The following is a 26499-nucleotide window of genomic DNA, read 5'->3' as shown; positions in this document are numbered from 1 at the left end:
AAGATGTATTAGCGATAAAGGATTTGTCGTTAACTTGAACAAGGAAAAAGTAATGAAGCTAAAAACCAGCTTAATCTCGGCCGCTATTCTATCTGCATTTAGTACCAATGCACTCGCCGAAGATACCTATGTACAAATTGGTGACTATACTCAGATTCTACTCCCTCTTGGCGGCCTAGGTGTGAGTTTAGCCAAGGGTGATACCGCAGGTAGCTGGCAATTAACCAAGTCATTCGCCACTACTATGATATTCACCCATGGTATTAAGTTTGCCGTAGACAAACGCCGGCCTAACTTCACCACTAACAATTCGTTTCCCTCTGGTCACACCGCTGCTGCATTTAGTGGTGCTTCTTTCTTCCAAACTCGTTATGGCTCAGCCTGGGGCGTGCCCGCTTACGCACTTGCCGCATACACTGGCTGGAGCCGAGTACACGGTGATAAACACTACTGGGATGACGTAATTGCAGGTGCCAGTATAGCTACTTTGAGCAACCTGTTTTTTGTTAACCCCATCGATGAAGACATTAAAGTAAGCCCAATGGTTGATGGCGATGCCAAAGGTTTACAAATCTCTTTATCAAATGGCTTTTTTGAAGGTGGAACGCGCTCTAAAAAACCACCAACAACGTTTGACCCTCAGTTTAAATTTGATTTCTTACTGGGACCGACTCGCTTAAAATCTAATGATATTGGCAGCTTTGCGTCTGAGCAGAATATAGAATTTGGCCAAGAAGATACCTTGACTACTGCAGCCGCTAGATGGACGTGGTTTGCTAGCGACCAACATAGCTTTAGTTATCTTACCCAGCCCTATGAAGCCCGTGATCAAGGCAAAGTAGAAGGCGGCGGTGATGTTTACGCGCAATACCAAGTGTGGGATAACTTAGTTAATTGGCAGTACGATTTACAGCTTGGTAAGCAATGGATAGGTAAAGCCGGTTTAGGTTTATTAATTCAATATGCGCAAGCTTCACTTTACCCCGACTCAAGCTTTAGCAAAGAGCTAGAAGGCGATGAAGAGTGGTTGTTTTACCCCTTAGCAAACGCAACCCTTGGCTACCACATCACACCTAAAGTGAACCTCGCATTTACCGGTGAATACGGTAATAATGGCGACGGTGAAGTGCTTATGACAGACCTAAGCATCAACTATGCGTTTAATAAACGCTGGGATATTGGTGGTGGATACAACTACTATAAGCGTGACCAAGACAATGCTAAAACCTTTAGAAAAATTGAATTCGACAGCATTTATCTGCGTTTAGGTTATGCATTTTAATACTAAAGGCGCAGGTAGCGCCTTTTTGTTTTAATACCTTTTACTTGCAAGGAAGCCCGTGAGTACTCGTTTAAAGTCAGCTTTACTAATCAACCTAATCTGCTTGTTGGTGGTGGCCAGTGTCACCGCCTTAGCGTTGCCGTTTCTTTACCAGCAGCAAAAAGCCAACACCGAGAAAGAAGTGACAACCGCGCTAAGTTTGTTTGAAATTAGTGCCCGGCGCGCGGTTAATATTCAAAATAAAGCAGTGCTTAAAGAGTTGGCTGAAGAACTGTTAAAATCACCTAGCGTTAACTATGTAAAAGTTACCGACCAAAGCAGTCGCACAGTAATGGCAGAAGCTGGAACGCCCCGTAAAAAACAACAAAATGATGGCAAACAAACCAACAAGCTGGCTGCTAAAGTTGATAACCAAAAGCGTTCATCTACCCAAATTAATCCTATCGCTTGGGTAGAGATAGAGTTTTCCAACCCCACTAATGTTTACCATTGGTTACTGCCACATCGTTTAGTCGTATTCCGGCTGTTAGCTGGGATCTTGTTGCTACAAATCTTACTCAGTGTTTTTGTCAGCAGAATGTTTACCACTGCCCCTGCAAAACCAACATCGAATAAACCAGTGAGCAGCAAGCAACAGGCAAAACAAGACCCTGTTATCTCTAGCTCAAAAACGGCGGTGGATATAACCAATGCCAAGCTAAGCAAAGAGTTACAAACAGCTAAAGCACAACACAAAAAAGACAAACAAAAAGTGAAGCAGCTGGTTGAGTTATCTAACCGCGCTAACAGTTTGAAAAAAGCGTTGCTAGAACATGCTAATAACGCCGCATTTATCGTGGATGAACACAACCACGTTATCGAAGCTAGCAAAATTGGGCTTAACTATCTAAACGTAAGCAAAGCCAAACTCATCAACATTAACTTAAATAAACACTACTCAGTACCAAGCCTTGATAATACTCAAGATGGCGAGTTTATGGAGTTATTGGTGTCTTACCCCGAGGAGTTTTGCCTATTAGTTAAAGCAAATAAAACAGGAAAAACCTACGCGGCTACCCACCTTGCCCTGCCCTTTAGTGAAGACAGTTTGTACTTAGTGAGCATCAACCCCGTTAGCCAAAATAATCAAACTCTGCAAGCTAAACAAAACACTAAACAAATTTTACAAAACTTAACGCCAAGCGATTTATACAGCCCCCTTAAAGCAGGGTGTTTAGATGCCTTGAACCAGCTTAACAAGGCCTCGCTTCTAGCGCCTAATGAGCATTCGGATAGAGAACGCTTAGACGCGCAGCTACGCTTAAGCACCTTGATACGCAGCTTGCCTTGGCAGCAGCAAGAAGCCAGCATAAAGCTTAAAGCAGAGTCTGTACTAGACGTACTTGAGCAGAGGCTCGGTCAGTTTTCAGCGCTTTACCAAGCTAAAGAATTGCATTGGGCATTGGTAGTTAGCCCAAAGATTAGCTCGCAATACATGCTTAATCGCGCTCATTTAACTGCGATATTAGATCTGCAACTTTACTTGATTTCATTGTACCCAGCCAGCAGCCAAGTGCTTATTCAGTTGCAGGTTGAAGATCAACAATTAGCCTTTTCTGTGGATAGCGAAAACGCCGGCCAATTAAGTGCTTTACAGCAATCAATCATTGCCCTTAGCGCAGCCTTAGTAAAACAAATCAATGGCCGTCAGCAACAAAACCAAGACTCCTTAAGTATTTGCTTAAACTATGAAACAGTAGCATCGAACCAATTGGTAGAAAGCCCTAGTGATGAGGTGCAATACTTCGCAGTAGATTTTGCTGATGAGTTTTTCCAGCGTTGTATCAGCATTCAACTGCAACTTTTATCTGCCGAGCTTGTAGAGCTCAATCAGATCGAAGATGTGTCCGCCAATCACAAGGTAACAGTGATAACTGACAAACCTGAGCGAAGCCTTGAGTTAGAAGACCAAGGCATTAAGCTAAAGATATTGCTGGTAGCAGAACAACTGCCTTCACCAACGCAAGTCGACTCTTCTCTTGCGCCATTATTTTGTTTGAAGCATCAATTGTGCAGCTTTTTAATGGCGAGCTTCTTCCAGCGACATTCCGATAAAGAAGAGCAGCAAACCATAGAAGACCTTGCTGAAGTAGCCATTGCAGCATCGTCCGAAGATGAGCCAAACACACCAAGCAACTTCTCTATTGCTTCATTTAGTCAATCAAAGCACCGTTTTGAGCACTTAAGTACTCACATAGGTGACATTGCCATTAAATGGCAGCATCGTGCTTGGCAAGAAGCTTATAACCAGATTAAGAATCTCGGCACAGTTGATTACTTGTTACTCGAAAGCAGTGAACTCACGCCGATCCGTGTTCAACAAATACAACAGTACAAACCTGAGCTTCGCTTACTGCTATTAGTGAACAACGCTAAGGATTTTGATGCCACAGATTTAGCGGGCTTACATTACTATTTGATAAGCGAATCCAATACTGAAAGCGATATTCGCGATGTGTTGGTATTAAATCAACACTTTGGGCAGGCATTAGAAGGCTTGTGTGCTGATGAGCAGCTATTATCATCTCATGCTCTTTCGGAATATAGCTACCTTCGCTTAATTGAAAGCCTTAGCGGCTTAAGCCCTAGCGAACCAAAGCCTAAACCCGATAACCAAGCTGTGGCTTCGCCAACAAAAGCAGATAATGAGCCCTACTTACTTGCGCTAAAAAATGTATTCGGTATCGAAAACAAAAACCGCTCTTCTCTCATTGTAGAGTTTGCCAAGCAGCAACGCTGGAAAGAAGCTCAAGAGCAAGTACAACAGCTGGCATTTGGAGCAGAAAAGTTTGCATCGGATAAACTAAACCAGCAGGTAAGTGAGATTTCTGAAGCAGTATTTAAGCAAGATGAAACGGCCTTAACTAGCGCACTAGAACAGCTTGGTTAAGAGAAGACAATTAAGAAGAGCAAGGCATTGCCCTGCTCTTTAACTTTGCACTATCGTTCTAATCAACGATTAAATCGTAATCTTTACGAAGAATATCAATCACTTCTTGTTTTGGATTGTCGCCAATAGTGATTGGCGCACCAGTGATCTTTTCGGCAATGCCTGTATAGGTTTCAGATATTTTCATTAATACTTTAACCGGCAAATTGTTTTCTCGCGCTAAGGCTTCACGCTCTGGCATACGGTTTTTATTCAACAGTATGTCTGGGTCTGGGAAGTAGCTAAGTAAGGTTTGGCGGAAGTCTTCTTTAGAGTTCTCGACAACCTTACCTTCACGATAACTTGGGCCATCCCAAATACGTGATGAGTCAGGTGTCCCCACTTCATCCATGTATATCAACTTGTCCTGGCCTTGAGCATCGGTCACGTAGCCAAATTCAAATTTGGTATCAACAAATACTTGGTCGATATCGCTTAATGCCTGACTAATTACACCAAAACCTTGTTTAAGTAGGTTTTCGTAAACATCGATATCGTTAGCAGATTTAAAGTTAAATGCTGCGAAGTTATCTTCGATATTTTTACGCGTTACATTTACGTCGTCGGCTTCTGGCACGCCAGGGATCCCTTTAAGAATACCTTTAGTAGACGGGGTAATGAGAATCTCTGGTAGTTTTTGATCTCGTTGTAGCCCTTCCGGCAAATCAATACCACAGAAGTTACGCTCACCTTTCTCATAAGCACGCCACATAGAGCCTGTAATGTATTGACGACAAATCGCTTCAATCATTACCGGGCGTGCTTTTTGAACAATCCAAACAAAGGGATGAGGAATATCCAGAATGTGGCTGTCGGCCAAGCCTTGCTCTTTGAAAAGCTTAAACCAATGGTTAGAAATTGCGTTAAGTGCAGCACCTTTACCAGGTACACCTTTAAGGCCCTCTTCGCCGTGCCATATGCAATCAAAGGCTGAAATTCGGTCGCTGATTACCATAATTGCTAGTGGTGTGTCGGCAGCAACATCATAAGCTTTTTCTTTAATGAGTCGTTTACTATCAGCTTCGGTTAGCCAATATACCGAACGTACTTTACCGCTATGAACGGGCGCGTCGGTGCGAATGGGTAAATCGTTATTCACTGCTAATACTTTATCAGCAAGACTCATGGTAAACAGTCCTCTATTTAAGAGCGAAAAATCAACGAACAAGCTGGCTTACACACTGATTTTTACGGGGAACATTAATTTGCTGAGGGATTTTACCAGAAAGCTCGCTAACTGCTAGCGATTCGCGAGCTCTAAACAACTTTCATTCTCAGATACGCTTTGGCCAAACTTAACTAAAGAATGAAAATGATTTGGCTAAAAACTATTGTTCATCAAAATACCAATAGCCGGCGTTGAGTAGCTCTAACAGCCAATCAAGCTGGTGCTCATCTTCGTTAAATGCCCGTAACGAGTGAGTGTCTAAGGCGGTACTATCACACATGTTTTTTGCTAAAGCCCAAGAACAATTGGGCACCGCATAACTTTGCCCATCAACAAACAGCTCGTAAGGCAATACATCAAGGTACAAGGCCTTAATGCCCGAGGTTCGTTTTAACTCAGCGCCCTGCTCCATCAATTGGCGCAGATCACTCATCGCTAACTCTTGATCGCTGCCACTTAGCACAACAATGTCAGAGCTATGTGATGAATCACTAAGGTACTCACCTAAAAAATGGGCACTGGCTTGAGGAGAGTTGAATAAAGACTGCATCAGTTTATTAAGTGCTAAGGTATCGTTCTCGGCTACGCGACCAAACTCATTAGTTTCTTGGCGCTGAGGGTCAGCAAAGCGTTGTGAGCTAGTTTCATGTTGCAGAAGATAATCAGCAAAACCAGTCACCAAATCTTTAGCATTTGGCGCTCTAAAGCCCACCGAATAATTCATCGATGGCTCTATCGCATAACCTTCATGCGGGCAGCCCGGTGGGATATACAATACATCGCCGGCTTCGAGCACCACATCAATCTCAGCCACAAAGTCTTCGCAGTGTTTTAACTTATCGTGAGAGGCAAACTCTTTAAGAATTTGCTTTTGGCCAACACGCCAATGTCGCTTACCTTGTCCTTGGATGATGAATACGCAATATTGATCGATATGTGGCCCTACACCGCCCTTAACGGTGGAGTAAGAAATCATCACATCGTCAAATCGCCAGTTAGGGATAAACTGAAACGCCGCGGCTAGTTTTGCCACTTCGCCATGCCAATGGTCGACACCTTGAACCAACAACGAACTATGTGATTCACCCAGCAATGCAAAGTCTTCGAATGGCCCTAGGTGAGCTTCCCACTGCTGCTCATGACAGGTTACCAATCGGCTTTGAATATCAGCCTCCATCGCTAAACCAGCAAGCTCTTCCGGGCTAAGTGGGTCAACAAAATCAAGCATGCCTTGTTTTAACAAACAGGGACGCTGTTGCCAGTAATTAGCCATAAAATCTTGTTGGTTAAATGCGGTTTGATATGTCATACAGCTTACCTTTTGTAGTATCGGCAAAGTGTAACTGATTTCCACACAGGCTTTTAGCCAAACCGTCGCTTTATTCAAAGGACAAAACTCAAAAAACTTTGTATGCTTAGGCCAGCTAACAGGGACAGTAAACGTAACACTAAACCATGACCACGCACTTTCAATTATTTGATCTCCCGGAAAATGCTACCGAGGAGCAAATAAAAACTCGCTACAAACAACTCGCCAGCCGCTGCCATCCCGACAAAGGCGGTTCTGCGCAGTTGATGATTTTAATTAAAAACAGTTATCAAAAACTGTTGTTAGGCGAAGGCGCGATTGCCATAGAGCAATCTTTGGATGATTCAAATAAGCAAGTCCTTGCCTTAAAAAAAACCATTCATCAACAGCAATTCTATATTCAAAAACTTAGCGTAGCGATTGCCAAACAGGCACAAATTAAAGAAACCAAACGATTAAAAAAGATATTAATGCCAGCGCTTGTTGGGATATTTGGCGTAGTGACGGTAGTTCTAGCCAATGGCTGGTATCAGTCTAACCAGCAATTAAACAAAGTAAGCAAACAGCTGACTACAACCATTAATAACAGCAATAAGCCTGCAAAACCCACTATGCCTGCGCTAAGCCAAGAAAACTTAGCCAAAACATGGGAGCTAAAACAAAAGCTACGTTTAAGCAGTGCACGCCAACAATACCTTGAGTCTGATTTTGATATGAGTTTGACGCTAATTCGTGCCTTGCTTAATCAGCATTCCGCCAAAGCGCTCAATCAAGTACAGCAGCAGTTTTTGTTACAGCAGCATATAGAAATACCACCCGTAATTGATAACGAAGCGGTCATTGATGAAAGTGCAGCTGTTAAAAGCTCTATCGAAAAAAACTCGACTAAAGCTCAACAAACGGAAGAGCAACAAGTAGAAGAGGTAGATTTAGACGGGGAACCGAGAGCAGTGCTTTTAGAAAGTCTCGACGTTAGCGCTGCAAACGCGACAACTAATTAGATAAGAAAGCCTTTAACTCACGCTTTGCCTGTTCGTTTTGTTCTTTAATAGCGGCAATTTGGTCTAGCAGGCGAGTCTTCTTATCACCACAAGGTAGCTTGGCACACAGCTCATCTAAGCGTGCTAAAGGGTCTAATAGTTTATCGAAATGCTGGTTAATTTGTTCCATTTTCACTGTCCCAGTTAAAACCGCCATTAAGTGTACAGATCAAGTACTTGAAAACAAGACTCCAAATGGGTGAAACTTCATTAACTTGAAGTGAATACACTAAATTTGCCAATGCCTTACTCCGCGCTGCTCGAACCCATTAACAATTTTTTATACTGCTCTACACCTAAGCAATGGCTGGCTACGGCTAAAGAGCCCGAAAACTTAAAGGTTTTGTTAATCGATCACGCAAATGCAGAGTGGAAAGCGGCCGCCACTGCAAGCAAACTGATGCTCAAGTATGCCGGCGCTAATCAGCCATTGATTCAACAAGAAATAAAAGCATTGCTAGCTCCCTATGAATTCATTATTTTTCGGGCGGGTCGCTGGTCTGTTCAGGTATTTATTGATTGGTTCTTTCCGTTAGGCATAGACAAAGCCAATAACGAGCAACTAAACGCAGCTCTTACAACCTTGGCTTTAATGCAGCGGTGCAAGTTTGACCAACAGCTATTGTCTCAGCTGCATGATCTAGTAGGTAGTCCTAACGATAACTCTGCAAACAGAACATCAACATTAAGTGCTAAAGCAGAAACTAGATCAGAGGGGCAACTATCTGATTTCCAAATAGCATTGATTGAAAAAATGCGGCTGCTAATTAAAGAGGAACTGCACCACTTTGAACAGGTTTTTTCTATCATGCATCAGTTTAACATTCACTACCAAAATCTCACTGCAGGTAGTTATGCCAAGGGCCTAATATCGCAAGTTCGTCACTATGAGCCTCAAGCCCTAGCCGACAAATTGATTGTTGGGGCTTATATCGAAGCGCGCTCTTGTGAGCGTTTCGCTATGCTTGCGCCACTTTTACCCGAGGCCATTGGCCAGTTCTATATATCATTATTGCGCTCTGAAGCCCGCCACTATCAAGACTATTTGAGCTTAGCCAATATGATCATCGATGAACAAGAGCTCCAACAAAGAGTCAACAACATTGGCCAACAAGAAGCACAGTTAATTTCTCAGCAAGACAAGGTATTTCGTTTTCACAGTGGAATACCCGTGAGCTAATATAATTAACATAGAGAGAATTGATCACCCAAGCAGTAAACCACGTAGTAATTTGTGAAGTTAATTATATTGGATATGGTGGACTATGCGCTTACCCTTGTTTCCTTTAGAGCTTTTTGTTTTGCCCGGAGGGCTAAGCAAACTACGCATATTCGAACCGCGTTATTTGCGCTTGGTCTCTATAGCTAGCGAAGAAGCTAAAGGCTTTGTATTATGCCAGCCACTGGCGGAAGGCCATACAGAGTTCAACATAGGCGTTCATTGCCAAATAGAGGATTTTGAGCAACTTGAAGACGGCATGCTGGGCATTACTATTCGCGGCATCAAACGCGTCGACTTAAGTGATACCAGCCAAGCCGACGATAAGCTTTATAGCGCTTTTGCTCAAGCTAAACCCAATTGGCAGCTTGAAGAACCTCCCGCAGTTGAAGATGACCTAAGTGAAAAACTACAACAGGTATTAACTCAGCATGAGCTTTACGAGCAACATCCTGATTTTTTTGCTTACGACGACGAATATTGGGTAGTGCTGCGTTGGTTAGAGTTATTGCCTTTCTCCAGCAAAGCAAAAAACCAAATTCTTTTTGAAGATGACTTCTCAACCTTAGATAACCTGGTCCATCAATTAGTGTCAGAAATAACAATAGGCCATAGGTAGCTGAAATTAAAAGTGATTATCAATTAAGCTATTTATCTTAATTGATATCTAATATTTAGCATTTAAAACTTATATTTAACTAAAAAATGTCATATTTATCGTAATATGCGAACTTTTACACAGTCTTGTAATCAAAAGTGCTTTAAGATGATTGAGTCATGGATGATGAGAAGAAGTAATGGCTTCGCATTGGACATAGAATCCAATATGCTATTGCCCTAATAACCTTGGAACGATAAATATCTAGTAGTTAGACAGTAAGAGATCTGCGACCCTTTCTGTCTTAAAGGTGATTCATGAGATATAAAGCAAAAATAAGCGCAGCAATTACACAAGCACTACCGCTAGTCCAATCTGCCACCGCCGATGAAGCCGTACTTTGGAACATCGAAAAAGAGCGTGACATGCTCTGCATGGAGTTCACTTCAAATATGAGCTTCGAAAGTTTAGAGGCTGGATTTAAACAAGCCGCAGAGAAACTAGGCATTACCTGCCCTATTAGTATCTTAAAACTGCGTCGCTAGTTTATAAGACAGTGGGGGCGGATCTCCTCCCCCAACTCTTTCCTTTAATTTTTAGTCTTAGTCATCTTCTCGTTAGTTTGTTGCGTATCTAATACACAAACTAAGGAGGCTTATATGGATCTGATAATTAATTCTCATGAAGGTGATATCTACCTAGTTAACGAGCAACAACACAATTCTCAACAAGCGCTTCGCGAGAACAGTTACCCCGCTGTTAGGTTCTCCAGTATTTCTAGCATAAAACAACACTATCAAGACCAAGCCATCGATAAGGTGTGGCTAGTTCAGCACTCTGCCTACGATGAAATGTGCGGCTTACAAAGCACCAACCAGCCAATGAAAATGCTATTAAGATGGTAGCTTGAGGTTATCAACAGAGTTAAAAAAAGCAGCCATTAGGCTGCTTTTCACTTAGTCTTGAAGCCAAGGCGGTAAACATACCCCTAAGCCACCTAAACCACAGTATCCATTGGGGTTCTTGTGTAGATACTGCTGATGGTAAAGCTCTGCGTAATAGAAAGTATCAAAACTAACTATCTCAGTGCTAATAGCATGAGCTAGGCCTTCACCTTGCAGGGCTTTTTGATAAGCCTGCTGAGCTTGCTTAGCTAACTCTAGCTGTTTACTGCTGGTCGCAAATATCATCGAGCGATACTGAGTTCCAACATCCCCACCTTGGCGCATGCCCTGAGTAGGGTCGTGCTGCTCAAAAAAGCAGGTCAACAATTGTTGATAGTTAATCACACTTGGGTCGTAAATTACTTTAACAACCTCAGTATGCCCAGTTAAGCCAGTACACACTTCATCGTAATTTGGGTTAGGTGTAAAACCACCGGCATAACCTACTGCCGTTGTAATTACGCCTTGTTGTTGCCAAAACAGACGCTCGGCGCCCCAGAAACAGCCTAAACCAAAATAAGCAGTTTCCTGATCAGCGCTAGCTTGCTCTAGGTAATTGCTGCCGTTTACTGCATGAATTCCGTCTAACTCTATCGCCTCCAAGCGCCCTGGTAAGGCATCAGCTTGGCTAACCAAAGTCGTTTTGCTCATCGATACAACTCCATCTCTATTGGCAAACGTTTAATTACTGGCACCTAGCCACCAATTTTAGCCCAAGTATCACGCAAACCTACAGTACGGTTAAACACTAAAGCTTCCGGGCTTGAATCTACGCTGTCGGCACAAAAATAACCTTGGCGTTCAAACTGATAAGCATGTTCCGCTTCTGCCTTAACTAAGCTTGGTTCAACAACCCCTTGTTTAACTACCAATGATTCAGGGTTAAGCACTGCGGTGAAATCTTCTTCTGCAGCTGGGTTAGCAACGGTAAACAAACGGTCGTACAAACGGATTTCCGCAGGCTTGGCATGTTCAGCAGACACCCAATGGATAACGCCTTTTGGTTTACGTCCATCTTCAGGGTTTTTACCTAAGGTGGTGTCGTCATAAGTACAATAAACAGTAGTAACATTACCGTTTTCGTCTTTATCGCAACGTTCGGCTTTAATCATGTAAGCATTACGTAAACGCACTTCCTTACCGATCACTAAGCGCTTAAACTTCTTGTTAGCTTCTTCACGGAAGTCTTCAGCTTCAATGTACAGCTCGCGACTAAATGGCACAATTCGCTCGCCCATATCTTCGCTAGGGTGATTAGGTGCAGATAGCTGTTCTACTTTGTCTTCAGGGTAATTTTCGATTACCACTTTAATTGGATCTAACACTGCCATTGCACGAGGTGCATTGGCATTTAAGTCATCACGTATACATGCTTCTAACATTGGCATTTCTACCATGTTTTCCATCTTGGTCACGCCAATACGCTTACAAAACTCGACGATTGATGCAGCGGTATAACCTCGGCGACGTAAACCAGCAATGGTTAACATGCGTGGATCATTCCAACCGTTTACATGACCATCGGTAACTAAAGTATTTAGCTTACGCTTAGACATTACCGTGTATTCAAGGTTTAAACGTGAGAACTCGTACTGATGCGGTACTGTCTCAATGGTAATGTTCTCCAGTACCCAATCGTATAAACGACGGTTATCTTGGAATTCTAACGTACACAAAGAGTGAGTAATGCCCTCGATCGCATCCGAAATACAATGTGTAAAATCGTACATTGGGTAAATGCACCACTTATCACCGGTTTGGTGGTGATGAGCAAATCGAACTCGATAAATAACCGGGTCACGCATACACATGAACGAAGAGCTCATGTCGATTTTTGCACGTAACGAACACTCACCTTCTTTAAACTCACCCGCGCGCATTTTTCTAAATAACGCCAAGTTTTCTTCAACAGGAGTATCGCGGTAAGGGCTATTTTTACCTGGTTGGCTTAAAGTGCCACGGTACTCACGCGCTTCGTCGGCATTTAAGAAACAAACGAATGCCAAACCCTTTTGAATCAACTCTTCAGCATAAGCGTATAACAGATCAAAATAGTTTGATGAGTAACACACCTCACCATCCCAATCGAAACCAAGCCACTTTACGTCTTGCTGAATTGAGTTAACGTAGTCGATATCTTCTTTTTCAGGGTTGGTATCATCGAAGCGTAAGTTACATGCGCCCTGGTAGTCTTGAGCAATACCAAAATTCAAACAAATCGACTTAGCATGGCCGATGTGCAGATAACCATTTGGCTCCGGTGGGAAACGTGTATGCACTGTGTCATGCTTTCCGGATTTAAGATCTTCATCAATGATGTGACGAATGAAATTGCTAGGGCGATTTTCCGCCTCACTCATACCAGCCTACCTATAAATAATGAAACGCTAATTAAAGCCGTATAATCCCTGATTCTTAGCCTTAGTACAAGCAACCATCGAACAAGCGATGAAAAGATCGCCTTATGCATCTGTTCTGCATCCATGCCTTGCCATTAAACAGCTTCGGTTGATTAACTTTTTTGCGTTCCTTTTGGCTAAACTCAACCAGCATCTTGCAGTAACTTCAGCCAATAAGACTGGTGTCAAAGTCATTCACCCCCACCTTTCTTACTTATGGTTTTGTTAAGGAAATGGCGAATTTGTAGTCATGGTTTATAGTGATTAATGGTTACTGTTGATAATTAAGGGAATATGTCATGCGTCTACTTAGTGTTGCTTTTAGCATCCTGCTATTGGTTGCTTGTTCTAGCCAACCCACCTGGGATGGTATGTCAGAATCTGAAATTGCGTCTTGGAAAGAAATCGGGGTAAATGTTGAACAAGTACAAACTTATGTACGAGCAGGCATGAGCCAACCACAAGTTAAAGAATTTATAGACCAAAACTTTACTGACCCAAACCAAATCACAGCTTGGGCCCAAGCCTTCACTGCTGTTGACGCCCGAGGCTGGATAGATTCAGGCTTTGATCTTTCTTCAGCCACTGCATGGGCCACTAAAAAGTTCACTCACCAAGAAGCCAGCGCTTGGAAGTCAGCCGACTTTGATCTAGACGGCGCTGTAGACAATCGCAATAAGGGCTTAACCCCCGTAAAATAAAGCCATATAACATGGGTGTTTACTCAATTTGAGTAGACACCTTACCTAGGCCTTCAATACTCACTTCTACTTGGTCTCCACTCTTTAGTGCCTTAGTTCTTCCCGGTGTACCAGTAAAGATCACATCATAAGCTTGCAAGGTTACATATTGGCTAATGTAACTAACAATATCCTCTACAGAGTGAATCATGTTCGCCGACGATTCTTGTTGAACGATATCTCCGTTTAGCTTAGTGGTCACAGTGAACTGGTTTTCAGCTGTAGTTTGAGTTATCCAAGGAGAAATCGGAGCAAAACCATCGGCACCTTTAGCCCGCCACCATTGCAAATCTCGACCTTGCCAAGAGCGCTCGGTGAGATCATTCCCTACTGTATAACCAAATATACATTCTCTAGCATTTTGCTTAGATACCTTTGAACAGTTTTGACCAATCACAACCACCAGCTCCCCCTCAAAATGCACATTTCGCGCATCCTTTGGGAGCTGCAACGGTCCTCCAATACTGAGAGAACTATATGACTTATAGAAAATTTCTGGCTTGCTGGCACCTGCATCTCCAGCATGGCTGCGATAGTTTAAACCCACTGCAAATACTGTGGCCGGTTTTATCGGCATTAAGTACTTAGCTGATGCCTCAGCCGATGTTTGACCATTAACTTGGCCTTCATCTAAAGGTGAAGCATTTAAGTGAAGTAACTTATCACCATCGCGTTTAACCCAGGTTTTTACCCCTTCATGGTCAATTAACGCAAACTGGCTGGTTTGCTCAGCAGTCGCTGGGCTTGAGAGTAGTAAAAGCGCGAAGCCTGTCGATAATATGTAATTCACAGTTCGTCCTTGATATTAGGTGTCTCAGTAACTACGTACACAAGCAAACTATAGTTTAGCGTTTAACCACTTTGTCCACACTTAAACCCAAACGTTTTGCCAAGCGGCTTAGATTGGCTCTATCAACCCCTAGCTCTTTAGCTGCCGCAGACCAGCTTCCTTGGTGTTTTTCTAAACTCGCTGCTACCAAACTTTTTTGAAACGCGTCTGTTGCTTGGCGTAAGTTAAAGCCAGCAGCAATGCTTGTGGGTGCAGTCGATTGATAAGAGGAAGATTCTACAATATCAGCTGATTTAAGCTCACCGCAATCAGCAACGCTAATTCGTACAATAACTTTACCACTTTGGTGAGCTCGCGCTTTTAGCGCTGCACGGCTAATTAGATGCTCTAATTCCCGAACATTGCCAGGCCAATCGTAGGCATTTAGATAAGCCACCAAATCACTTTGAAGTTTTATTTGTGGAATCCCCAATTTGCGTTTAACCAGCTCCACAAAAAAGCCCGCTAATAATTGAACATCCCCCACTCTCTCTCTTAAAGGTGGAACCAACACAGGGTAGACCGATAAGCGATGATACAAATCGGCGCGAAACCGGCCTTGCTCAACTTCCTTTGCTAAATCCCGGTTCGTGGCGGCAATCACCCGGACATCTACTTTTTGAATTTTGTCTTGCCCAAGCGCCTGCACCTCTTGGTTTTGCAATACTCGCAATAGCTTACTTTGGGCAGCCAAAGGCAACTCACCTATTTCATCGAGAAAAATAGTGCCGCCATCAGCAATGCTAAATTTACCTGCGCGGTTTTTATCAGCGCCGGTAAAGGCGCCTTTAACATGACCAAATAGCTCACTTTCAATCAAATTGTCAGGTAAGGCTGCACAGTTCACATGCACTATTGGCGCTTTGTAACGAGACGATTGAAGGTGCAAAGAGCGGGCAACTAGCTCCTTACCTACACCGGTTTCCCCTTGGATCAAGATAGTAAAATCAGATGGTGCCACCAAGGCAATTTCCTGTTTAAGGCGCTTCATCACCGGGCTTTCACCGACAATTTCATCACTGTTGTGATGCCATGCAGCTTGATTTAGTTCTTCCAATACTTGTTGCGAATGATGAGCCTGCTGTTCCAGTAGGTCTAAGGTTAAGCCTGTATTAAGGCTAGCTGCCGCCATAGCGGAGATTACTTCAAGTGTTCTATTGGGAATGTCATCAAACACTTCCGGAGTAAAGCTATCTAAGGTAAGTACGCCAATTAAGCTTTGATCAAAATACAAGGGTAAACCCATACAGGCATGAACAGGCAAATCACCTTCTCGGTCAATCAACAAGCCATCATAGGGATCGGGTAACTCACAGTTAGCCGGAAAACGCACCGGCATGCTGGAGGCACAAATTTGTTGAAAGCGCGGATGTTCCGACAGGTAAAAGCGCCTACCTAGAGTATCTCGGCTAAGCCCTTGCAGCGTAAGAGGAGTGAGTTGCTCACCTCTTACTGCAAGCAGAGCCACTGCATCACAAGCAATGGTTTTTCGCACGGTATCCAGTAACCGGTCGAATCGATCTTTACTACTAAGATTTTGCGCTAAGTCTAAAGCTAACTCGATTAAGGCTTTTGAAGATATATCTGACATTACAACTCCTCATTTATACCCATAGTAGTCAAAATGACAAGGAATATCCACGAGTCATTATGACATCGTCATTTCAAGAGTCGGCGAGTTCACTGGTCTTAGCGGCTTTAAATAGTTGGTATGAAGATTGCGAAGTACTTATGTAAACGAGAAATGAATATCAAATAGCTAGTATCAGGAGAATTCCATGAAACACTTTCCTTTATTCGTAGATTCAAACAAACCAAGTGCTTTTCGCCAATACATGCGTTGCATAGTGGGTGGAAACTGGTTAATGCTAGTCTCACTGCTTGTGATCATTTCATCCATTATCATTTCCTACCCCTTAGCACAGGCTTTTTCTATTCCAATGCAAATTACTGCACACATATCTACCATTGTATTTGCTGGCGTATTAAAAGTTGGTTACGTGTTACGCTGCGTAGGATTTAACGAACTTGGTCAAGAGGTTATATAGTGATTAAAATTGCTGAGCCAGATACAAACGATACAGCACAACATTGGCATCAACACCCAATCTTCGAATTAGCCTTTCGCCCTTTCTTCTTGCTAGCAGCCTTTAGTTCGGCACTTAGCTTGGCGTTTTGGATATTATTACTAAACGGCCACATGCTAATTGGCCATAGTGGGTTAAGTCCACATGTGTGGCATGCTCATGAAATGCTAATTGGCTTTGGCACTACCGTAGCAGTTGGCTTCATTCTTACTGCGGTACAAACCTGGACCGGCCAGCCCAGCATTAAAGGAAAAGCGCTGGCTGCTTTAGTAGCACTTTGGTCTTTAACTCGTATTGCCTTTTACATAAACACTGCCGAAAGTGCAGTACTGGCTACCATCTTACAAGGTCTATGGTGGCTAGCTGTTGTAATCATCTATAGTAAGTTGGTATTTGCTGCGCAAAATCGACGTAACTACATATTTATCGCACTGCTTTCGGTAATGGGTTTAGTTAACTTGGTTATATTAGGCAGTGATTTAACAGCAAACAGCGGTCTGGCGCTGCATTTAAGCCGAGCCATGGTTTTATTGTTTACTATTATGATGGCTTTAGTGGGCGGCAGAGTTATTCCCTTCTTTACCGTTCGCGGTGCGCAAACTGCCCCCATCGAATGCCCAGCATGGATCAATCGCTTGGTAGGTCCATTAGCAATTGCTACCACTGCCGCTTTTATTGCTAGCTACTTTGTAAATACCTATCAACTTGTACCACTAAGTTTAATGTTACTTGGTCAGTTTCACTTATTACGCTTAGCTTACTGGCGCAGTATTAACACCCTAAAAGTACCGCTGTTATGGTCGCTACACATATCGTATTTGCTTATGGCCTTGGGTTTAATTGCTCTTGGCGCGAGCTATTACCTAACTTCACTAAGCTTTAGCAATGCGCTGCATATCATTACCATTGGAGCCATTGGCTTAATGATTTTTGCCATGATGAGCCGTGTATCGCTTGGCCATACCGGCAGAACATTGATCATCAAGCCGATTATTAGCATTGCGTTTATCCTCTTAGTAGCGGCTACGTTAATACGTACTTTTTTGCCCCTTGCTGATGCTTTGTTAGCTTGGAATTTAAGTGCAGGACTTTGGATAATCACGAGTTTGATTTTCTTGGCGGTATATTTGCCAATATTGTCTTCTAAACGCCAAAGCTAAACATTTTACGGCAAGCTCTAGACGCCCTTAGGCTATTCTGCGATATTGCAGCAATGTTTAAGGGCTTCTTTACAAGGATTTCCCCATGTTGCTCAGTGTATGGCTCACCTTTGTAGCCGCTTGTATTGTATTTAGTATTTCTCCGGGAGCTGGCACAGTAGCCACTATTAGCCATTCATTAAGTGGTGGTTTTAAACAGGCATGTAAAAACATAGCTGGCTTACAGCTCGCTTTGGTTACTCATCTACTTATTGTGTCTATTGGTTTAGGCGCATTGTTAGCGTCTTCGGCGATAGCGTTTACCGTAGTAAAGTATCTAGGCGCAGCCTACCTTCTTTATTTAGGCATTAGTAAATTCTTTGAGAAATCAGTAGCACTAACAGGAAAAGAAGTGGCAAATAAAACCAGTTCACAGCTTATCAAACAAGGGTTTATCGTTAACTTAATGAACCCAAAATCAATTATTTTTCTTGCGGCATTTTTACCGCAGTTTGTTAATCCAACCCAAGATATGACAGGCCAGTACCTGCTTTTAGGGGTAACAGTGGTAATGATTGATTGCGCCGTGATGTTTAGTTATGCCACCTTAGCGTCAGCGGTAAAGCCTTGGTTAGGAAAGGCGAAGTTTGTAGCCTTGCAAAATCGTGTATTTGGCTCGCTGTTTGTAATGATGGGCATTGCGCTGGCTCGCGTAGAACGCTAGTAAGTATGTCCGTCAAACAATAAAAAAGACGCTATGAAGCGTCTTTTTTTTTAAAAAAGCGAGAGAAGCAATCAATTAAGTACGTTTATAACAACGTAACAACACCAAACTTAAACCAACCAACATTAATGGCCAGGTAGGCGGAGTCGGTACAGGTGTTGCTGCGGTATAAGAAAGCGCGTCAAAACCGTAAACCGCTGAACTACTCCCTGATCCAACCAATGAAAAGGATCTTAACGCTGTATCACTAATCAAGCCGAAAAAGGTACTTTCATACCACACATCGGTAATCTTTAGCGCTTCATCGATAATGTGGCCTGCACTATCCAAATAATCCAAATGAGATGAGTTAAGTTCGTTCAAATCAAAGCCAAGTGCAAACACATCGTGTTCAAATTCAACGGTGAAAGTATTTGATTCAAAAATACTAAGGGCTTTTGCACCCTCACTAACTAAACTACTAGTGCTTCTATAACGGTTCGCACTAATCGTTAAGTCTTCGTTCAGCAAAGCAGGATCATTAAATCCTTCAAAGGCTAACTCGGCACCAGCAGCATTTTCAAATGCAGCTCGATCGGTATAAACAATAAACCCAGCATGGGCTTGCTGCGTTAATCCAAGCACAGCAGCAAAAACGAGTAGCGTATATTTCATTCTATTCAGCATATAAGGTCCATTTAACAGGGTACGACTTCCATTTCAGCCCGACATACTAAACTAAAAAGACTGTTGAGCAAGTCGTTATTTCAAACTCATATAGGAGATAAACCCCTAATTTAATTAAGGTTTAAGTTGAGTCCATGTTAAGCAAACGGCTCGTTTTCAATACTTAACCGTTGATTCGAAGCAAAAATCAGCAATGGGCGGCATAAGTTTAAAACTAGTCTTTTGGTGTACCTAAATAGATAGCGAAGAAAATTCGTCTTTTTCTCATCAGGTTCGTCTTATAAGTAATTCACCAATACGATGAGAACATCATGATTAAAATTGTTAGCTTTAAAATTTGCCCATTTGTTCAGCGCGTCACTGCAGCTTTAGAAACTAAAAACATAGCTTACGAGATTGAATACATTAGCTTGAAAGACAAACCGCAGTGGTTTTTAGATATTTCACCTAATGGGCAAGTTCCCGTTCTAGTGACAGAAAACAATACTGCGTTATTTGAGTCAGACGCCATTATTGAATACATCGAAGATGAATTTGGTTCCATAGAAGCTGATGTTACTAACGAGCAGCGAGCCATAGACCGAGCATGGAGTTACTTAGGTTCAAAGCACTATTTAACCCAGTGCGGCACAATGAGCAGCAAAGACAAAACCACCTTTGAAGAACGCAGTGAAAAACTAATTAAAGCCTTTAGCAAAGTAGAAGAAAATTTGTCTGGAACAACGGTGTTCTTTAAGTCTAACCATGTAAGTAAAGTTGATATCGCTTGGCTACCGCTGCTGCACCGCGCAGACATTATCAAACGAAAAACAGGCTTCGACTTATTAGAAGGCTTACCCAAAGTCCAAGCTTGGCAACTCAACTTGTTAGCTACAGGCATTGCTGTGGCAAGTGTTGCGCAAGATTTTGAAGAGCAATTTAGCAACTTCTATCTTACTAATACTTATCTAGCAGGCTATAGCAAAAGCAAAGCTAAGGGGGAACCTGTGGATCTTACCGCCAGTTAGCGAGGGTCGCATTAATCTTTGCTCTTAGGTTCATAGCTAAGAGCAACGGTGCAGCAAACAAGCCCGATTATTCACGCTGGTATAAAGCTTCAATGGTGCTCGACTCTAAGGTATTGGCATTAATCATATACCCGGCCAAGGCCCCCGAAGCTCTTGTTGGTAAATCTAGTTTTTCAACCGATAAGGCATGCAAGGTAAATCGGTAGCGATGCATACCATGTCCTTTTGGAGGGCAAGCTCCGCCAAATGCCTCAACACCATAGTCGTTCTCAATCTGACGGCTACCACTAGGCAGTATCTCAGATTCGACACTGCCGGCATTAGTTGCCAAGGAACGGGTACTTAGAGGGATATTAACCACCTGCCAATGCCACCAGCCACTTCCGGTAGGTGCATCTGGATCATAGGCAGTAATGGCAAAGCTTTTAGTGCCTTTAGGTGGATTTTTCCAGGAAAGCTGCGGTGACATATTCCCCCCAGTACAACCAAACCCGACAAACTCTTGCTGCTTGCTCATTAACTCTCCATGGCTAATGTCATTACTCGACAAACTAAGACTCTCAGCCATAGCCATGTTGCACCCGATTAGTGAAAAGAAAACTGTTGCGGCAGATAACGCTCTCATAATAAACCTCTTAAACAAATAATGAGGGATTATCTTAGAACTTACCTAATTACATAATTAGCGCAAAAACCGTCAAGTTATCGCCTTATTCGTTCATTCTGGTTTTTCTTAATTCTCGAGGGGTTAGGCCGAAGTGTGCTTTAAATTTGTCGGTAAATCGAGATTGCGAGTGGTACCCACACTGCTCTGCTATTAAACCTATCGGCTCGACACTGGTTTGTAATAAATGCAGAGCCAAGCTCATACGAGAACGATCTTTAATTGATTGTACACTGCTACCTTCAAGCTTGAGCTTACGGCGTAATGTAGATTCGCTCATCGCAAGCTTTTCACAAATGGCTGTGGTTGATAAATCTTTAAAACCACTTTTCGTAAACAACTCGTGCAGCCGATGCGATACTTTGTTTTTGCTTCGCATCATAGCCACTTGTTGATAACCAAGGTGATAAAGTAAGGCCAATATTTCTCGCTTCCTTAAAGACAATATCTGCTGATTTGCCCAACTACTGCATTCAACAAACTGTTGTAAACTTTGCCTTAATGGGACTGGTATTTTGTCTGCAAAGTAGTCTTTATCCGGCTGCTCTCCAATGGGCAACTCTTCAAAATCTTGGTAATCAAACTCAATTAACAAAGCGAAATACAACTTAGCTTTCGGAATATTTCGCATATTTATGGCTGGGCTGTCCGACAGAAAAATAAAATGGTCGGCCGGACAATTAATTTTATTGTCGCCCCCAAGTTGCTTGTCTCCGCTTAACACCACAATCAACAAGGGTTTGCTAATAGGTACATTGTGCAATTGCTGTTCTAACACCGAGGAGTAAACCGAAAAGGGCAAATCACTAGATTGTTGCATCGCTTTTCTAATACTAAAAAGCAGTTTATCCATTGCTGGCATCCTTGTTTAATTAATTCGCAAGCAAGCTTATTGGCTGAAGGTTGGCTTAGTTACCTGGTGATCGGTTGGTTGAGGCGTTACCGTCATTACTTTTACCGCTTCGGGTGTTTCAAAGCGGTGCCATTGATTTTGCGGAACCACCGCTAACTGCCCTGCACTTAGCGCGATACGCTGTTCTCCCTCTTCCTGTAACAAAATAAGCGAGGTAGAGCCTTTGATAATTTGAACAATTTCATCACCTTCTGAGTGGCGCTCCCATTCGCTATTGCCAGCATAATGGCCAATGTAGATGCCGCCATTGCGATATGCAGATAACTCAGAAAATGCGCCAGCTAAGTCTTGTGCTGTAGACTCCGGCCGACGCTCACTTGCAAAACGAAGTTGTTTAAATGCTTCCGACAAGGTGACCACTTTTATAGACATAATTGTTCCTTGAAAAGCTGCCAAATCTAGCTTCGCTAGAAAGTGCATAACATCATGAAATGTGCAGCTACTGTAAGTTAATAGCAATTAACGTTATTTGCTAAATGCGTCCAAGCTTAGTAGCGTACTAAGATACTGTAACGAGACATAAATTAAAGAAGTGATTTTATGAAAAAGATCCTTAGTACCATTCTGGCCTGCGCCCTACTCACTGCTTGTGATAGCAATGAAGTCGCCGATGTATCTTTAGGCTTACTTACCACCAAAGACATTAAAATCAGCGTATTGAAGGATCCGTTAATCGACGGAGTGACCTGTCACATAGCTAATGTAGAAGCCGATCTAGACTTTGCAGACCCTAGCGATATGTCTATATCCTGTCGCCAAACTGGCGAAATCACCCCGGCGATGTTAGCTAACATTGATAAAAGCAAATCTGGTGAAGTGGTGTTTAAAAAGTCGAAAAGCATTTTGTTTAAATCACTCAAAATACGCCGAATTTTTGATGAAGAATCACAAACCCTAATGTATTTGTCTTACTCAACCAAAGAAACATCGGGCAGTTACAAACATAGCTTGTCTACAGTACCGCTATGGGGAACCAAAGCCTATGCCGAACCGGCTGCTATAACTCAGTAACCAATATCAAAATCAATATAAAATAGTAACAAAAAAGGCCCTCTAATGAGGGCCAAACACTATCACTACAATAGCAGTTAAGGACGACTGCTTTTTTTTGCTCTTTTCTTTGTTCTTTTATTTGGCCGCCAATAGCTTCAACTCATTGGCAACAAATTCTACGTGTGGACCAATCACCACTTGTACCGCCGTTTTACTTGGAATAATAACGCCAGGTACATGTTTTTTAAGTTCATTTACATTTACTTGGTCACTATCTTTCACTTCTAAACGAAGACGCGTTGCGCAGTTATCAACTAGCACTACATTGTCGGTACCACCTAACATGGTTAGTACTAAATCTGCTGTATCGCTGTGCGAACCTCCTACGCTTAAGCTAGCTTCCTCTTCAGTTGCATCTTCACGCCCCGGCGTTTTTAGGTTCATTTTGATGATCATTGTTTTGAAAACAAAGTAGTAAACAGCAAAGAAAACAAAGCCTTGTGGAATCAGCATGTACCAGTTGGTAGCAAGTGGATTACGTGATGACAGCACCATATCAACCAAACCAGCACTAAAGCCAAAGCCCGCCATCCATTGCATTGACGCAGCAATAAACACCGAGATACCAGTAAGTAAGGCATGTACAACGTAGAGTACTGGAGCTACAAACATAAAGGCGAACTCGAGCGGCTCTGTTACACCGGTAAAGAACGAAGCTGTAGCAGCGGCAATCATAATTGATGCAACTTTAGTTTTGTTCTCAGCTTTAGCGGTGTGATAGATAGCTAGCGCCGCCCCTGGTAATCCAAACATCATAATCGGGAAGAAGCCCGCCATGTAACGGCCTGTTTCTCCAGGCACAGCATCAGAAGCAACACTCAAGAACTTGCCTAAATCGTTAATGCCGGCCATATCGAACCAGAACACAGCATTTAGTGCATGGTGAAGGCCAATTGGAATGAGTAAGCGGTTAAAGAAGCCGTAGATACCCGCGCCTACCGATCCCATACCAGTAATACTCTCACCAAAAGTAACTAGGCCACCAAAAATTAGCGGCCACAGGTACATTAATACAAAGGCCACCACAATACCGGCTACCGAGGTAAGAATAGGAACTAAGCGCTTACCACTAAAGAAGGACAACGCTTTATGCAGCTCAACTTGATAAAAACGGTTATACAGCTCGGCCGCCATAATACCGCTGATAATACCTACAAATTGGTTTTCGATTTTAGAAAACGCCAGTGTGCTTGCGTCATTTAGCGTTACCAAGCCAATTTGCTCTACGGCTCCCGGAGAAAGCAAAGTGGTTATTACCATGTAGCCAACAAAACCGGCTAGCGCAGCAGCACCGTCTTTGTCACGAGACATACCATAGGCAATACCAATAGCAAACAGTACCGACATGTTGTCGATAATAGCAGCGCCAGATTTAATCAAAAATGCAGCCAGCGCGCTATTACCGCCCCAGCCGTTCGGATCAATCCAATAACCTATTCCCATTAAAATGGCTGCTGCTGGTAGCACAGCAACGGGCACCATTAAGGCTCGACCAATTTTTTGTAAATAGCTAAACATAGTATCCCTCGTTATGGTTATTAATAACCAAGTTCAATTTTCCAGTAGCGTTTGCCTATTCGAGCTTGGTGCATCATTGGTTATTTGGTTGATTAATGATCCGCCAAGAACTTAATTCGCAGTGTAAATAATAAAAATTCACACGCAAATAAAGAACCGCAAAAATGTGACACAGACACGAACAACAGAGACTAAAACAGGCTATTTATCACAAAATATCGAAAACTTATTTTTCAAAGAGAATTATATTGCTAAACTAAGCCTAAATTTAGTGGAGAACGATCATGAGATTAATACCATTACTCGACAAAAACCAAGTAGGACGATGGTCTGCCCTTTATATCGCGGAGAAAATTAAGTCCTATAAGCCTACGGCCGAGCGCCCATTTGTATTAGGTTGCCCTACTGGAGGTACACCGCTAGCTACTTATCAACACTTAATAGAGCTGCATAAACAGGGTGAACTAAGTTTTGAGCACGTTGTAACGTTTAATATGGATGAATATGTTGGGATCCCTAGTGACCATCCAGAAAGCTACTACAGCTTTATGCACAACAATTTTTTCTCGCAGATAGACATACCAGCAGAAAACATTAACTTGCTCGACGGTAACGCCGAAGACTTAGAAGCAGAATGCGCCAGATACGAAGCTAAAATTAAACAATACGGAAAAATAAACTTGTTTATGGGTGGCGTAGGTGTTGACGGGCATATCGCTTTTAACGAACCTGCATCGTCTTTGGCCTCTAGAACGCGGGTTAAAACCCTTACCGAAGATACCCGTATGGTTAATTCACGCTTCTTCGACAGCTTAGAGCAAGTGCCAAAACTGGCGCTTACGGTAGGAGTGGGAACTCTACTTGATTCAGAAGAAATTCTTATATTGGTGACCGGACACAACAAAGCCCAAGCGCTAGAAGCCGCGGTAGAAGGCAGCGTAAACCACCTTTGGACTATTTCTGCCCTACAACTTCATCCTAAAGCGATGATAGTATGTGACCAACCTTCCACTATGGAATTGAAAGTAAAAACAGTACGTTACTTTCATGAACTGGAAGCCGAAAACATCAAGAATATTTAGGATAAGCCAATGATGTACGCCCTAACCAATGCACTAGTGTTTGATGGTTGTGAATTGCTAAACGGCTATTCGGTGCTTGTTGATAACAACAAAATCAGTTCAGTGGTGCCTAACCAACAAGTATCGCCACAGATTAGCAGCATAGACTTAAATGGCTCGGTACTTTGCCCCGGTTTTATCGACCTACAGCTAAACGGCTGTGGCGGCGTAATGCTTAATGGCGACTTCTCTAGCACCAACTTAGAGCGTATGCATCAAACTAATTTAAAAAGTGGTGCGACTAACTTCATGCCAACCCTTATCACCACCAATGATGAGGATATGGAGCAAGCGGTTAACGTTTCTAGAGAACACAGCAAAAATAGCGGCACAGTTAACTTAGGTCTTCACTTAGAAGGCCCCTACTTAAGTGTTGATAAAAAAGGCATTCATAGCGAAAAGCTGATCCGCCAACTTAACCAACAACGATTACGCTTTTTGCTCGACAATCATGACGCAGTTAAAAAGGTTACCCTTGCGCCTGAGCAGGTTGAGCTATCTAGTATCTCCGCACTTAAAGAAGCAGGCATATTGGTCTCTTTAGGCCATACCAACGCAAACTACCAGCAAGCAAGCGATGCCATTAATGCCGGGGCTGGCTTTGCCACTCATTTGTTTAATGCCATGAGCCCAATGACCGGGCGAGAGCCAGGTGTACTTGGCGCTATATTTGACCACAACCTCTACGCAGGAATCATCGTAGATGGCCACCATGTGTCAAACGCCAATGTGCGCATCGCAAAACGATTATTGCGCCACAAGCTATGTTTAGTTAGTGACGCAACCGCTGCAGCTGGCGCTGATATAAGCAGCTTTGATTTTGTTGGACGTAAGATCACAGTTCAAGATGGGATTTGCTTTGGTGATGATGGTACACTCGGCGGTTCTGCTTTAACCATGATTGAAGCAGTAAAAAACTGCGTACAATCAGTAGGTTTATCTCTTCGAGACAGTTTAAGAATGGCTTCTTTGTACCCAGCAACCGCTATTAACAGGGATCACGACTTAGGCAGAATCAAGGCAGGTTACGCCGCAAACTTAACCGCATTTGATCAAGACTTTAATGTCACCCTTGCAATTAGCGATGGCCAATTGACTCAGTTTTAATCAA

27 protein-coding genes are annotated in these 26499 nt (G+C 42.8%); 15 read left to right on the top strand and 12 right to left on the bottom strand.

What is annotated here, in order from left to right:
- Nucleotides 1–52: 52 nt before the first annotated feature.
- Together K5620_RS09570 and K5620_RS09565 are read left to right on the top strand one after the other, a co-directional pair.
- Complete coding sequence (locus tag K5620_RS09570) at nucleotides 53–1282, top strand: phosphatase PAP2 family protein (protein ID WP_016401048.1); 1230 nt, start codon at nucleotides 53–55, stop codon at nucleotides 1280–1282.
- 58 nt (nucleotides 1283–1340) lie between these two features.
- A complete protein-coding gene (locus K5620_RS09565; protein ID WP_016401049.1) occupies nucleotides 1341–4211 on the top strand; it encodes a hypothetical protein in 2871 nt (956 codons plus the stop codon).
- Nucleotides 4212–4269: 58 nt separating this feature from the next.
- On the opposite strand, the gene K5620_RS09560 is transcribed toward K5620_RS09565, so the two are convergent.
- Both K5620_RS09560 and K5620_RS09555 read right to left on the bottom strand, forming a co-directional pair.
- Nucleotides 4270–5376 (bottom strand): phosphoribosylaminoimidazolesuccinocarboxamide synthase, encoded by a 1107-nt coding sequence (locus tag K5620_RS09560; RefSeq protein ID WP_016401050.1) that lies wholly within the window; start codon nucleotides 5374–5376, stop codon nucleotides 4270–4272.
- Between the two features lie 202 nt (nucleotides 5377–5578).
- Entirely contained in the window at nucleotides 5579–6727 is a 1149-nt protein-coding gene (locus tag K5620_RS09555) for a ribosomal protein uL16 3-hydroxylase (protein WP_016401051.1), read from the bottom strand.
- A gap of 146 nt (nucleotides 6728–6873) precedes the next feature.
- Between K5620_RS09555 and K5620_RS09550 the strand changes: the two genes are divergently transcribed.
- Entirely contained in the window at nucleotides 6874–7728 is an 855-nt protein-coding gene (locus K5620_RS09550) for a J domain-containing protein (RefSeq protein WP_016401052.1), read from the top strand.
- Here the strand turns inward: K5620_RS09550 and K5620_RS09545 are convergent.
- On the bottom strand, nucleotides 7721–7897 hold the full coding sequence (locus K5620_RS09545) for a hypothetical protein (protein WP_016401053.1): 177 nt from the start codon (nucleotides 7895–7897) through the stop codon (nucleotides 7721–7723). The two genes, K5620_RS09550 and K5620_RS09545, sit on opposite strands and share 8 nt — an antisense overlap.
- Before the next feature lie 90 nt (nucleotides 7898–7987).
- Between K5620_RS09545 and K5620_RS09540 the strand changes: the two genes are divergently transcribed.
- The 4 genes from K5620_RS09540 to K5620_RS09525 all read left to right on the top strand — a co-directional run bounded on the left by K5620_RS09540 (nucleotide 7988) and on the right by K5620_RS09525 (nucleotide 10489).
- Entirely contained in the window at nucleotides 7988–8947 is a 960-nt protein-coding gene (locus K5620_RS09540) for a MiaE family protein (RefSeq protein ID WP_246612323.1), read from the top strand.
- An 85-nt stretch (nucleotides 8948–9032) separates the two neighbouring features.
- Complete coding sequence (locus K5620_RS09535; RefSeq protein WP_016401055.1) at nucleotides 9033–9605, top strand: LON peptidase substrate-binding domain-containing protein; 573 nt, start codon at nucleotides 9033–9035, stop codon at nucleotides 9603–9605.
- A 296-nt stretch (nucleotides 9606–9901) separates the two neighbouring features.
- Nucleotides 9902–10129 carry a hypothetical protein gene (locus K5620_RS09530; protein ID WP_016401056.1) on the top strand — a complete coding sequence of 76 codons (228 nt, stop codon included), beginning with the start codon at nucleotides 9902–9904 and terminating at the stop codon, nucleotides 10127–10129.
- A gap of 63 nt (nucleotides 10130–10192) precedes the next feature.
- Nucleotides 10193–10489 carry a DUF6482 family protein gene (locus K5620_RS09525; RefSeq protein ID WP_281423311.1) on the top strand — a complete coding sequence of 99 codons (297 nt, stop codon included), beginning with the start codon at nucleotides 10193–10195 and terminating at the stop codon, nucleotides 10487–10489.
- 51 nt (nucleotides 10490–10540) lie between these two features.
- Here K5620_RS09525 and msrA read toward each other — a convergent pair whose 3' ends face one another.
- Together msrA and glnS are read right to left on the bottom strand one after the other, a co-directional pair.
- Nucleotides 10541–11179, bottom strand: coding sequence for a peptide-methionine (S)-S-oxide reductase MsrA (gene msrA / locus K5620_RS09520; RefSeq protein ID WP_016401058.1), 639 nt, complete (start codon nucleotides 11177–11179; stop codon nucleotides 10541–10543).
- 44 nt (nucleotides 11180–11223) lie between these two features.
- On the bottom strand, nucleotides 11224–12888 hold the full coding sequence (gene glnS / locus K5620_RS09515) for a glutamine--tRNA ligase (protein WP_016401059.1): 1665 nt from the start codon (nucleotides 12886–12888) through the stop codon (nucleotides 11224–11226).
- Nucleotides 12889–13226: 338 nt separating this feature from the next.
- On the opposite strand from glnS, the gene K5620_RS09510 reads away from it, so the two are divergent.
- The gene (locus K5620_RS09510; RefSeq protein ID WP_016401060.1) at nucleotides 13227–13628 is read left to right on the top strand and encodes a hypothetical protein; all 402 of its coding nucleotides are present in this window, start codon (nucleotides 13227–13229) and stop codon (nucleotides 13626–13628) included.
- Between the two features lie 19 nt (nucleotides 13629–13647).
- Here K5620_RS09510 and K5620_RS09505 read toward each other — a convergent pair whose 3' ends face one another.
- Both K5620_RS09505 and norR read right to left on the bottom strand, forming a co-directional pair.
- Complete coding sequence (locus K5620_RS09505) at nucleotides 13648–14457, bottom strand: fumarylacetoacetate hydrolase family protein (protein ID WP_016401061.1); 810 nt, start codon at nucleotides 14455–14457, stop codon at nucleotides 13648–13650.
- 55 nt (nucleotides 14458–14512) lie between these two features.
- Nucleotides 14513–16087: a nitric oxide reductase transcriptional regulator NorR gene (gene norR / locus K5620_RS09500; RefSeq protein WP_016401062.1), complete on the bottom strand. Its 1575-nt coding sequence runs from the start codon at nucleotides 16085–16087 to the stop codon at nucleotides 14513–14515.
- Nucleotides 16088–16274: 187 nt separating this feature from the next.
- Between norR and K5620_RS09495 the strand changes: the two genes are divergently transcribed.
- The 3 genes from K5620_RS09495 to rhtB all read left to right on the top strand — a co-directional run bounded on the left by K5620_RS09495 (nucleotide 16275) and on the right by rhtB (nucleotide 18446).
- Nucleotides 16275–16544 (top strand): hypothetical protein, encoded by a 270-nt coding sequence (locus K5620_RS09495; RefSeq protein WP_016401063.1) that lies wholly within the window; start codon nucleotides 16275–16277, stop codon nucleotides 16542–16544.
- Nucleotides 16544–17743, top strand: a complete 1200-nt coding sequence (locus tag K5620_RS09490; RefSeq protein WP_016401064.1) for an NnrS family protein — start codon at nucleotides 16544–16546, stop codon at nucleotides 17741–17743. Before K5620_RS09495 ends, K5620_RS09490 begins: the two co-directional genes overlap by 1 nt.
- A gap of 85 nt (nucleotides 17744–17828) precedes the next feature.
- The gene (rhtB, locus tag K5620_RS09485) at nucleotides 17829–18446 is read left to right on the top strand and encodes a homoserine/homoserine lactone efflux protein (protein WP_016401065.1); all 618 of its coding nucleotides are present in this window, start codon (nucleotides 17829–17831) and stop codon (nucleotides 18444–18446) included.
- A 75-nt stretch (nucleotides 18447–18521) separates the two neighbouring features.
- On the opposite strand, the gene K5620_RS09480 is transcribed toward rhtB, so the two are convergent.
- Nucleotides 18522–19112, bottom strand: coding sequence for a hypothetical protein (locus K5620_RS09480; protein WP_215426365.1), 591 nt, complete (start codon nucleotides 19110–19112; stop codon nucleotides 18522–18524).
- A 311-nt stretch (nucleotides 19113–19423) separates the two neighbouring features.
- Between K5620_RS09480 and K5620_RS09475 the strand changes: the two genes are divergently transcribed.
- The gene (locus K5620_RS09475) at nucleotides 19424–20119 is read left to right on the top strand and encodes a glutathione S-transferase family protein (protein ID WP_016401067.1); all 696 of its coding nucleotides are present in this window, start codon (nucleotides 19424–19426) and stop codon (nucleotides 20117–20119) included.
- Between the two features lie 67 nt (nucleotides 20120–20186).
- Here K5620_RS09475 and K5620_RS09470 read toward each other — a convergent pair whose 3' ends face one another.
- From K5620_RS09470 to K5620_RS09460, 3 genes are all read right to left on the bottom strand, one after another.
- Nucleotides 20187–20687, bottom strand: a complete 501-nt coding sequence (locus K5620_RS09470; RefSeq protein WP_246612322.1) for a YbhB/YbcL family Raf kinase inhibitor-like protein — start codon at nucleotides 20685–20687, stop codon at nucleotides 20187–20189.
- Between the two features lie 142 nt (nucleotides 20688–20829).
- On the bottom strand, nucleotides 20830–21636 hold the full coding sequence (locus K5620_RS09465) for a helix-turn-helix transcriptional regulator (protein WP_016401069.1): 807 nt from the start codon (nucleotides 21634–21636) through the stop codon (nucleotides 20830–20832).
- Between the two features lie 36 nt (nucleotides 21637–21672).
- On the bottom strand, nucleotides 21673–22068 hold the full coding sequence (locus tag K5620_RS09460; RefSeq protein WP_016401070.1) for a cupin domain-containing protein: 396 nt from the start codon (nucleotides 22066–22068) through the stop codon (nucleotides 21673–21675).
- A 168-nt stretch (nucleotides 22069–22236) separates the two neighbouring features.
- Here K5620_RS09460 and K5620_RS09455 point away from each other — a divergent pair, with 168 nt between their 5' ends.
- Nucleotides 22237–22707 (top strand): CreA family protein, encoded by a 471-nt coding sequence (locus K5620_RS09455; RefSeq protein WP_016401071.1) that lies wholly within the window; start codon nucleotides 22237–22239, stop codon nucleotides 22705–22707.
- 117 nt (nucleotides 22708–22824) lie between these two features.
- Here the strand turns inward: K5620_RS09455 and nagE are convergent, their stop codons facing one another.
- Nucleotides 22825–24267 (bottom strand): N-acetylglucosamine-specific PTS transporter subunit IIBC, encoded by a 1443-nt coding sequence (gene nagE / locus K5620_RS09450; protein ID WP_016401072.1) that lies wholly within the window; start codon nucleotides 24265–24267, stop codon nucleotides 22825–22827.
- 284 nt (nucleotides 24268–24551) lie between these two features.
- Between nagE and nagB the strand changes: the two genes are divergently transcribed.
- On the top strand, nucleotides 24552–25349 hold the full coding sequence (nagB, locus tag K5620_RS09445; protein ID WP_016401073.1) for a glucosamine-6-phosphate deaminase: 798 nt from the start codon (nucleotides 24552–24554) through the stop codon (nucleotides 25347–25349).
- Between the two features lie 9 nt (nucleotides 25350–25358).
- Nucleotides 25359–26495, top strand: a complete 1137-nt coding sequence (gene nagA / locus K5620_RS09440; protein ID WP_246612321.1) for an N-acetylglucosamine-6-phosphate deacetylase — start codon at nucleotides 25359–25361, stop codon at nucleotides 26493–26495.
- Nucleotides 26496–26499: the final 4 nt, after the last annotated feature.

Origin of the sequence: Agarivorans albus (genome assembly GCF_019670105.1) — a bacterium.
In the GTDB taxonomy this organism is placed as follows: Bacteria; Pseudomonadota; Gammaproteobacteria; order Enterobacterales; family Celerinatantimonadaceae; genus Agarivorans; species Agarivorans albus.
Note: the sequence above shows the minus strand (reverse complement) of the source record. Positions and strands in the feature narration are given on the sequence as shown.

Excerpts from the sequence above, each read along its gene's own strand:
- glnS (WP_016401059.1), bottom strand. The coding sequence starts at position 12,888 with ATGAGTGAGGCGGAAAATCGCCCTAGCAATTTCATTCGTCACATCATT.
- nagB (WP_016401073.1), top strand. The coding sequence starts at position 24,552 with ATGAGATTAATACCATTACTCGACAAAAACCAAGTAGGACGATGGTCT.
- K5620_RS09570 (WP_016401048.1), top strand. The coding sequence starts at position 53 with ATGAAGCTAAAAACCAGCTTAATCTCGGCCGCTATTCTATCTGCATTT.
- K5620_RS09560 (WP_016401050.1), bottom strand. The coding sequence starts at position 5,376 with ATGAGTCTTGCTGATAAAGTATTAGCAGTGAATAACGATTTACCCATT.
- K5620_RS09555 (WP_016401051.1), bottom strand. The coding sequence starts at position 6,727 with ATGACATATCAAACCGCATTTAACCAACAAGATTTTATGGCTAATTAC.
- norR (WP_016401062.1), bottom strand. The coding sequence starts at position 16,087 with ATGTCAGATATATCTTCAAAAGCCTTAATCGAGTTAGCTTTAGACTTA.
- nagA (WP_246612321.1), top strand. The coding sequence starts at position 25,359 with ATGATGTACGCCCTAACCAATGCACTAGTGTTTGATGGTTGTGAATTG.
- K5620_RS09535 (WP_016401055.1), top strand. The coding sequence starts at position 9,033 with ATGCGCTTACCCTTGTTTCCTTTAGAGCTTTTTGTTTTGCCCGGAGGG.
- K5620_RS09465 (WP_016401069.1), bottom strand. The coding sequence starts at position 21,636 with ATGGATAAACTGCTTTTTAGTATTAGAAAAGCGATGCAACAATCTAGT.
- K5620_RS09510 (WP_016401060.1), top strand. The coding sequence starts at position 13,227 with ATGCGTCTACTTAGTGTTGCTTTTAGCATCCTGCTATTGGTTGCTTGT.
- K5620_RS09470 (WP_246612322.1), bottom strand. The coding sequence starts at position 20,687 with ATGGCTGAGAGTCTTAGTTTGTCGAGTAATGACATTAGCCATGGAGAG.
- K5620_RS09460 (WP_016401070.1), bottom strand. The coding sequence starts at position 22,068 with ATGTCTATAAAAGTGGTCACCTTGTCGGAAGCATTTAAACAACTTCGT.
- K5620_RS09545 (WP_016401053.1), bottom strand. The coding sequence starts at position 7,897 with ATGGAACAAATTAACCAGCATTTCGATAAACTATTAGACCCTTTAGCA.
- K5620_RS09480 (WP_215426365.1), bottom strand. The coding sequence starts at position 19,112 with ATGCTGAATAGAATGAAATATACGCTACTCGTTTTTGCTGCTGTGCTT.
- rhtB (WP_016401065.1), top strand. The coding sequence starts at position 17,829 with ATGTTGCTCAGTGTATGGCTCACCTTTGTAGCCGCTTGTATTGTATTT.
- K5620_RS09475 (WP_016401067.1), top strand. The coding sequence starts at position 19,424 with ATGATTAAAATTGTTAGCTTTAAAATTTGCCCATTTGTTCAGCGCGTC.
- K5620_RS09455 (WP_016401071.1), top strand. The coding sequence starts at position 22,237 with ATGAAAAAGATCCTTAGTACCATTCTGGCCTGCGCCCTACTCACTGCT.
- K5620_RS09495 (WP_016401063.1), top strand. The coding sequence starts at position 16,275 with ATGAAACACTTTCCTTTATTCGTAGATTCAAACAAACCAAGTGCTTTT.
- K5620_RS09530 (WP_016401056.1), top strand. The coding sequence starts at position 9,902 with ATGAGATATAAAGCAAAAATAAGCGCAGCAATTACACAAGCACTACCG.
- nagE (WP_016401072.1), bottom strand. The coding sequence starts at position 24,267 with ATGTTTAGCTATTTACAAAAAATTGGTCGAGCCTTAATGGTGCCCGTT.
- K5620_RS09550 (WP_016401052.1), top strand. The coding sequence starts at position 6,874 with ATGACCACGCACTTTCAATTATTTGATCTCCCGGAAAATGCTACCGAG.
- msrA (WP_016401058.1), bottom strand. The coding sequence starts at position 11,179 with ATGAGCAAAACGACTTTGGTTAGCCAAGCTGATGCCTTACCAGGGCGC.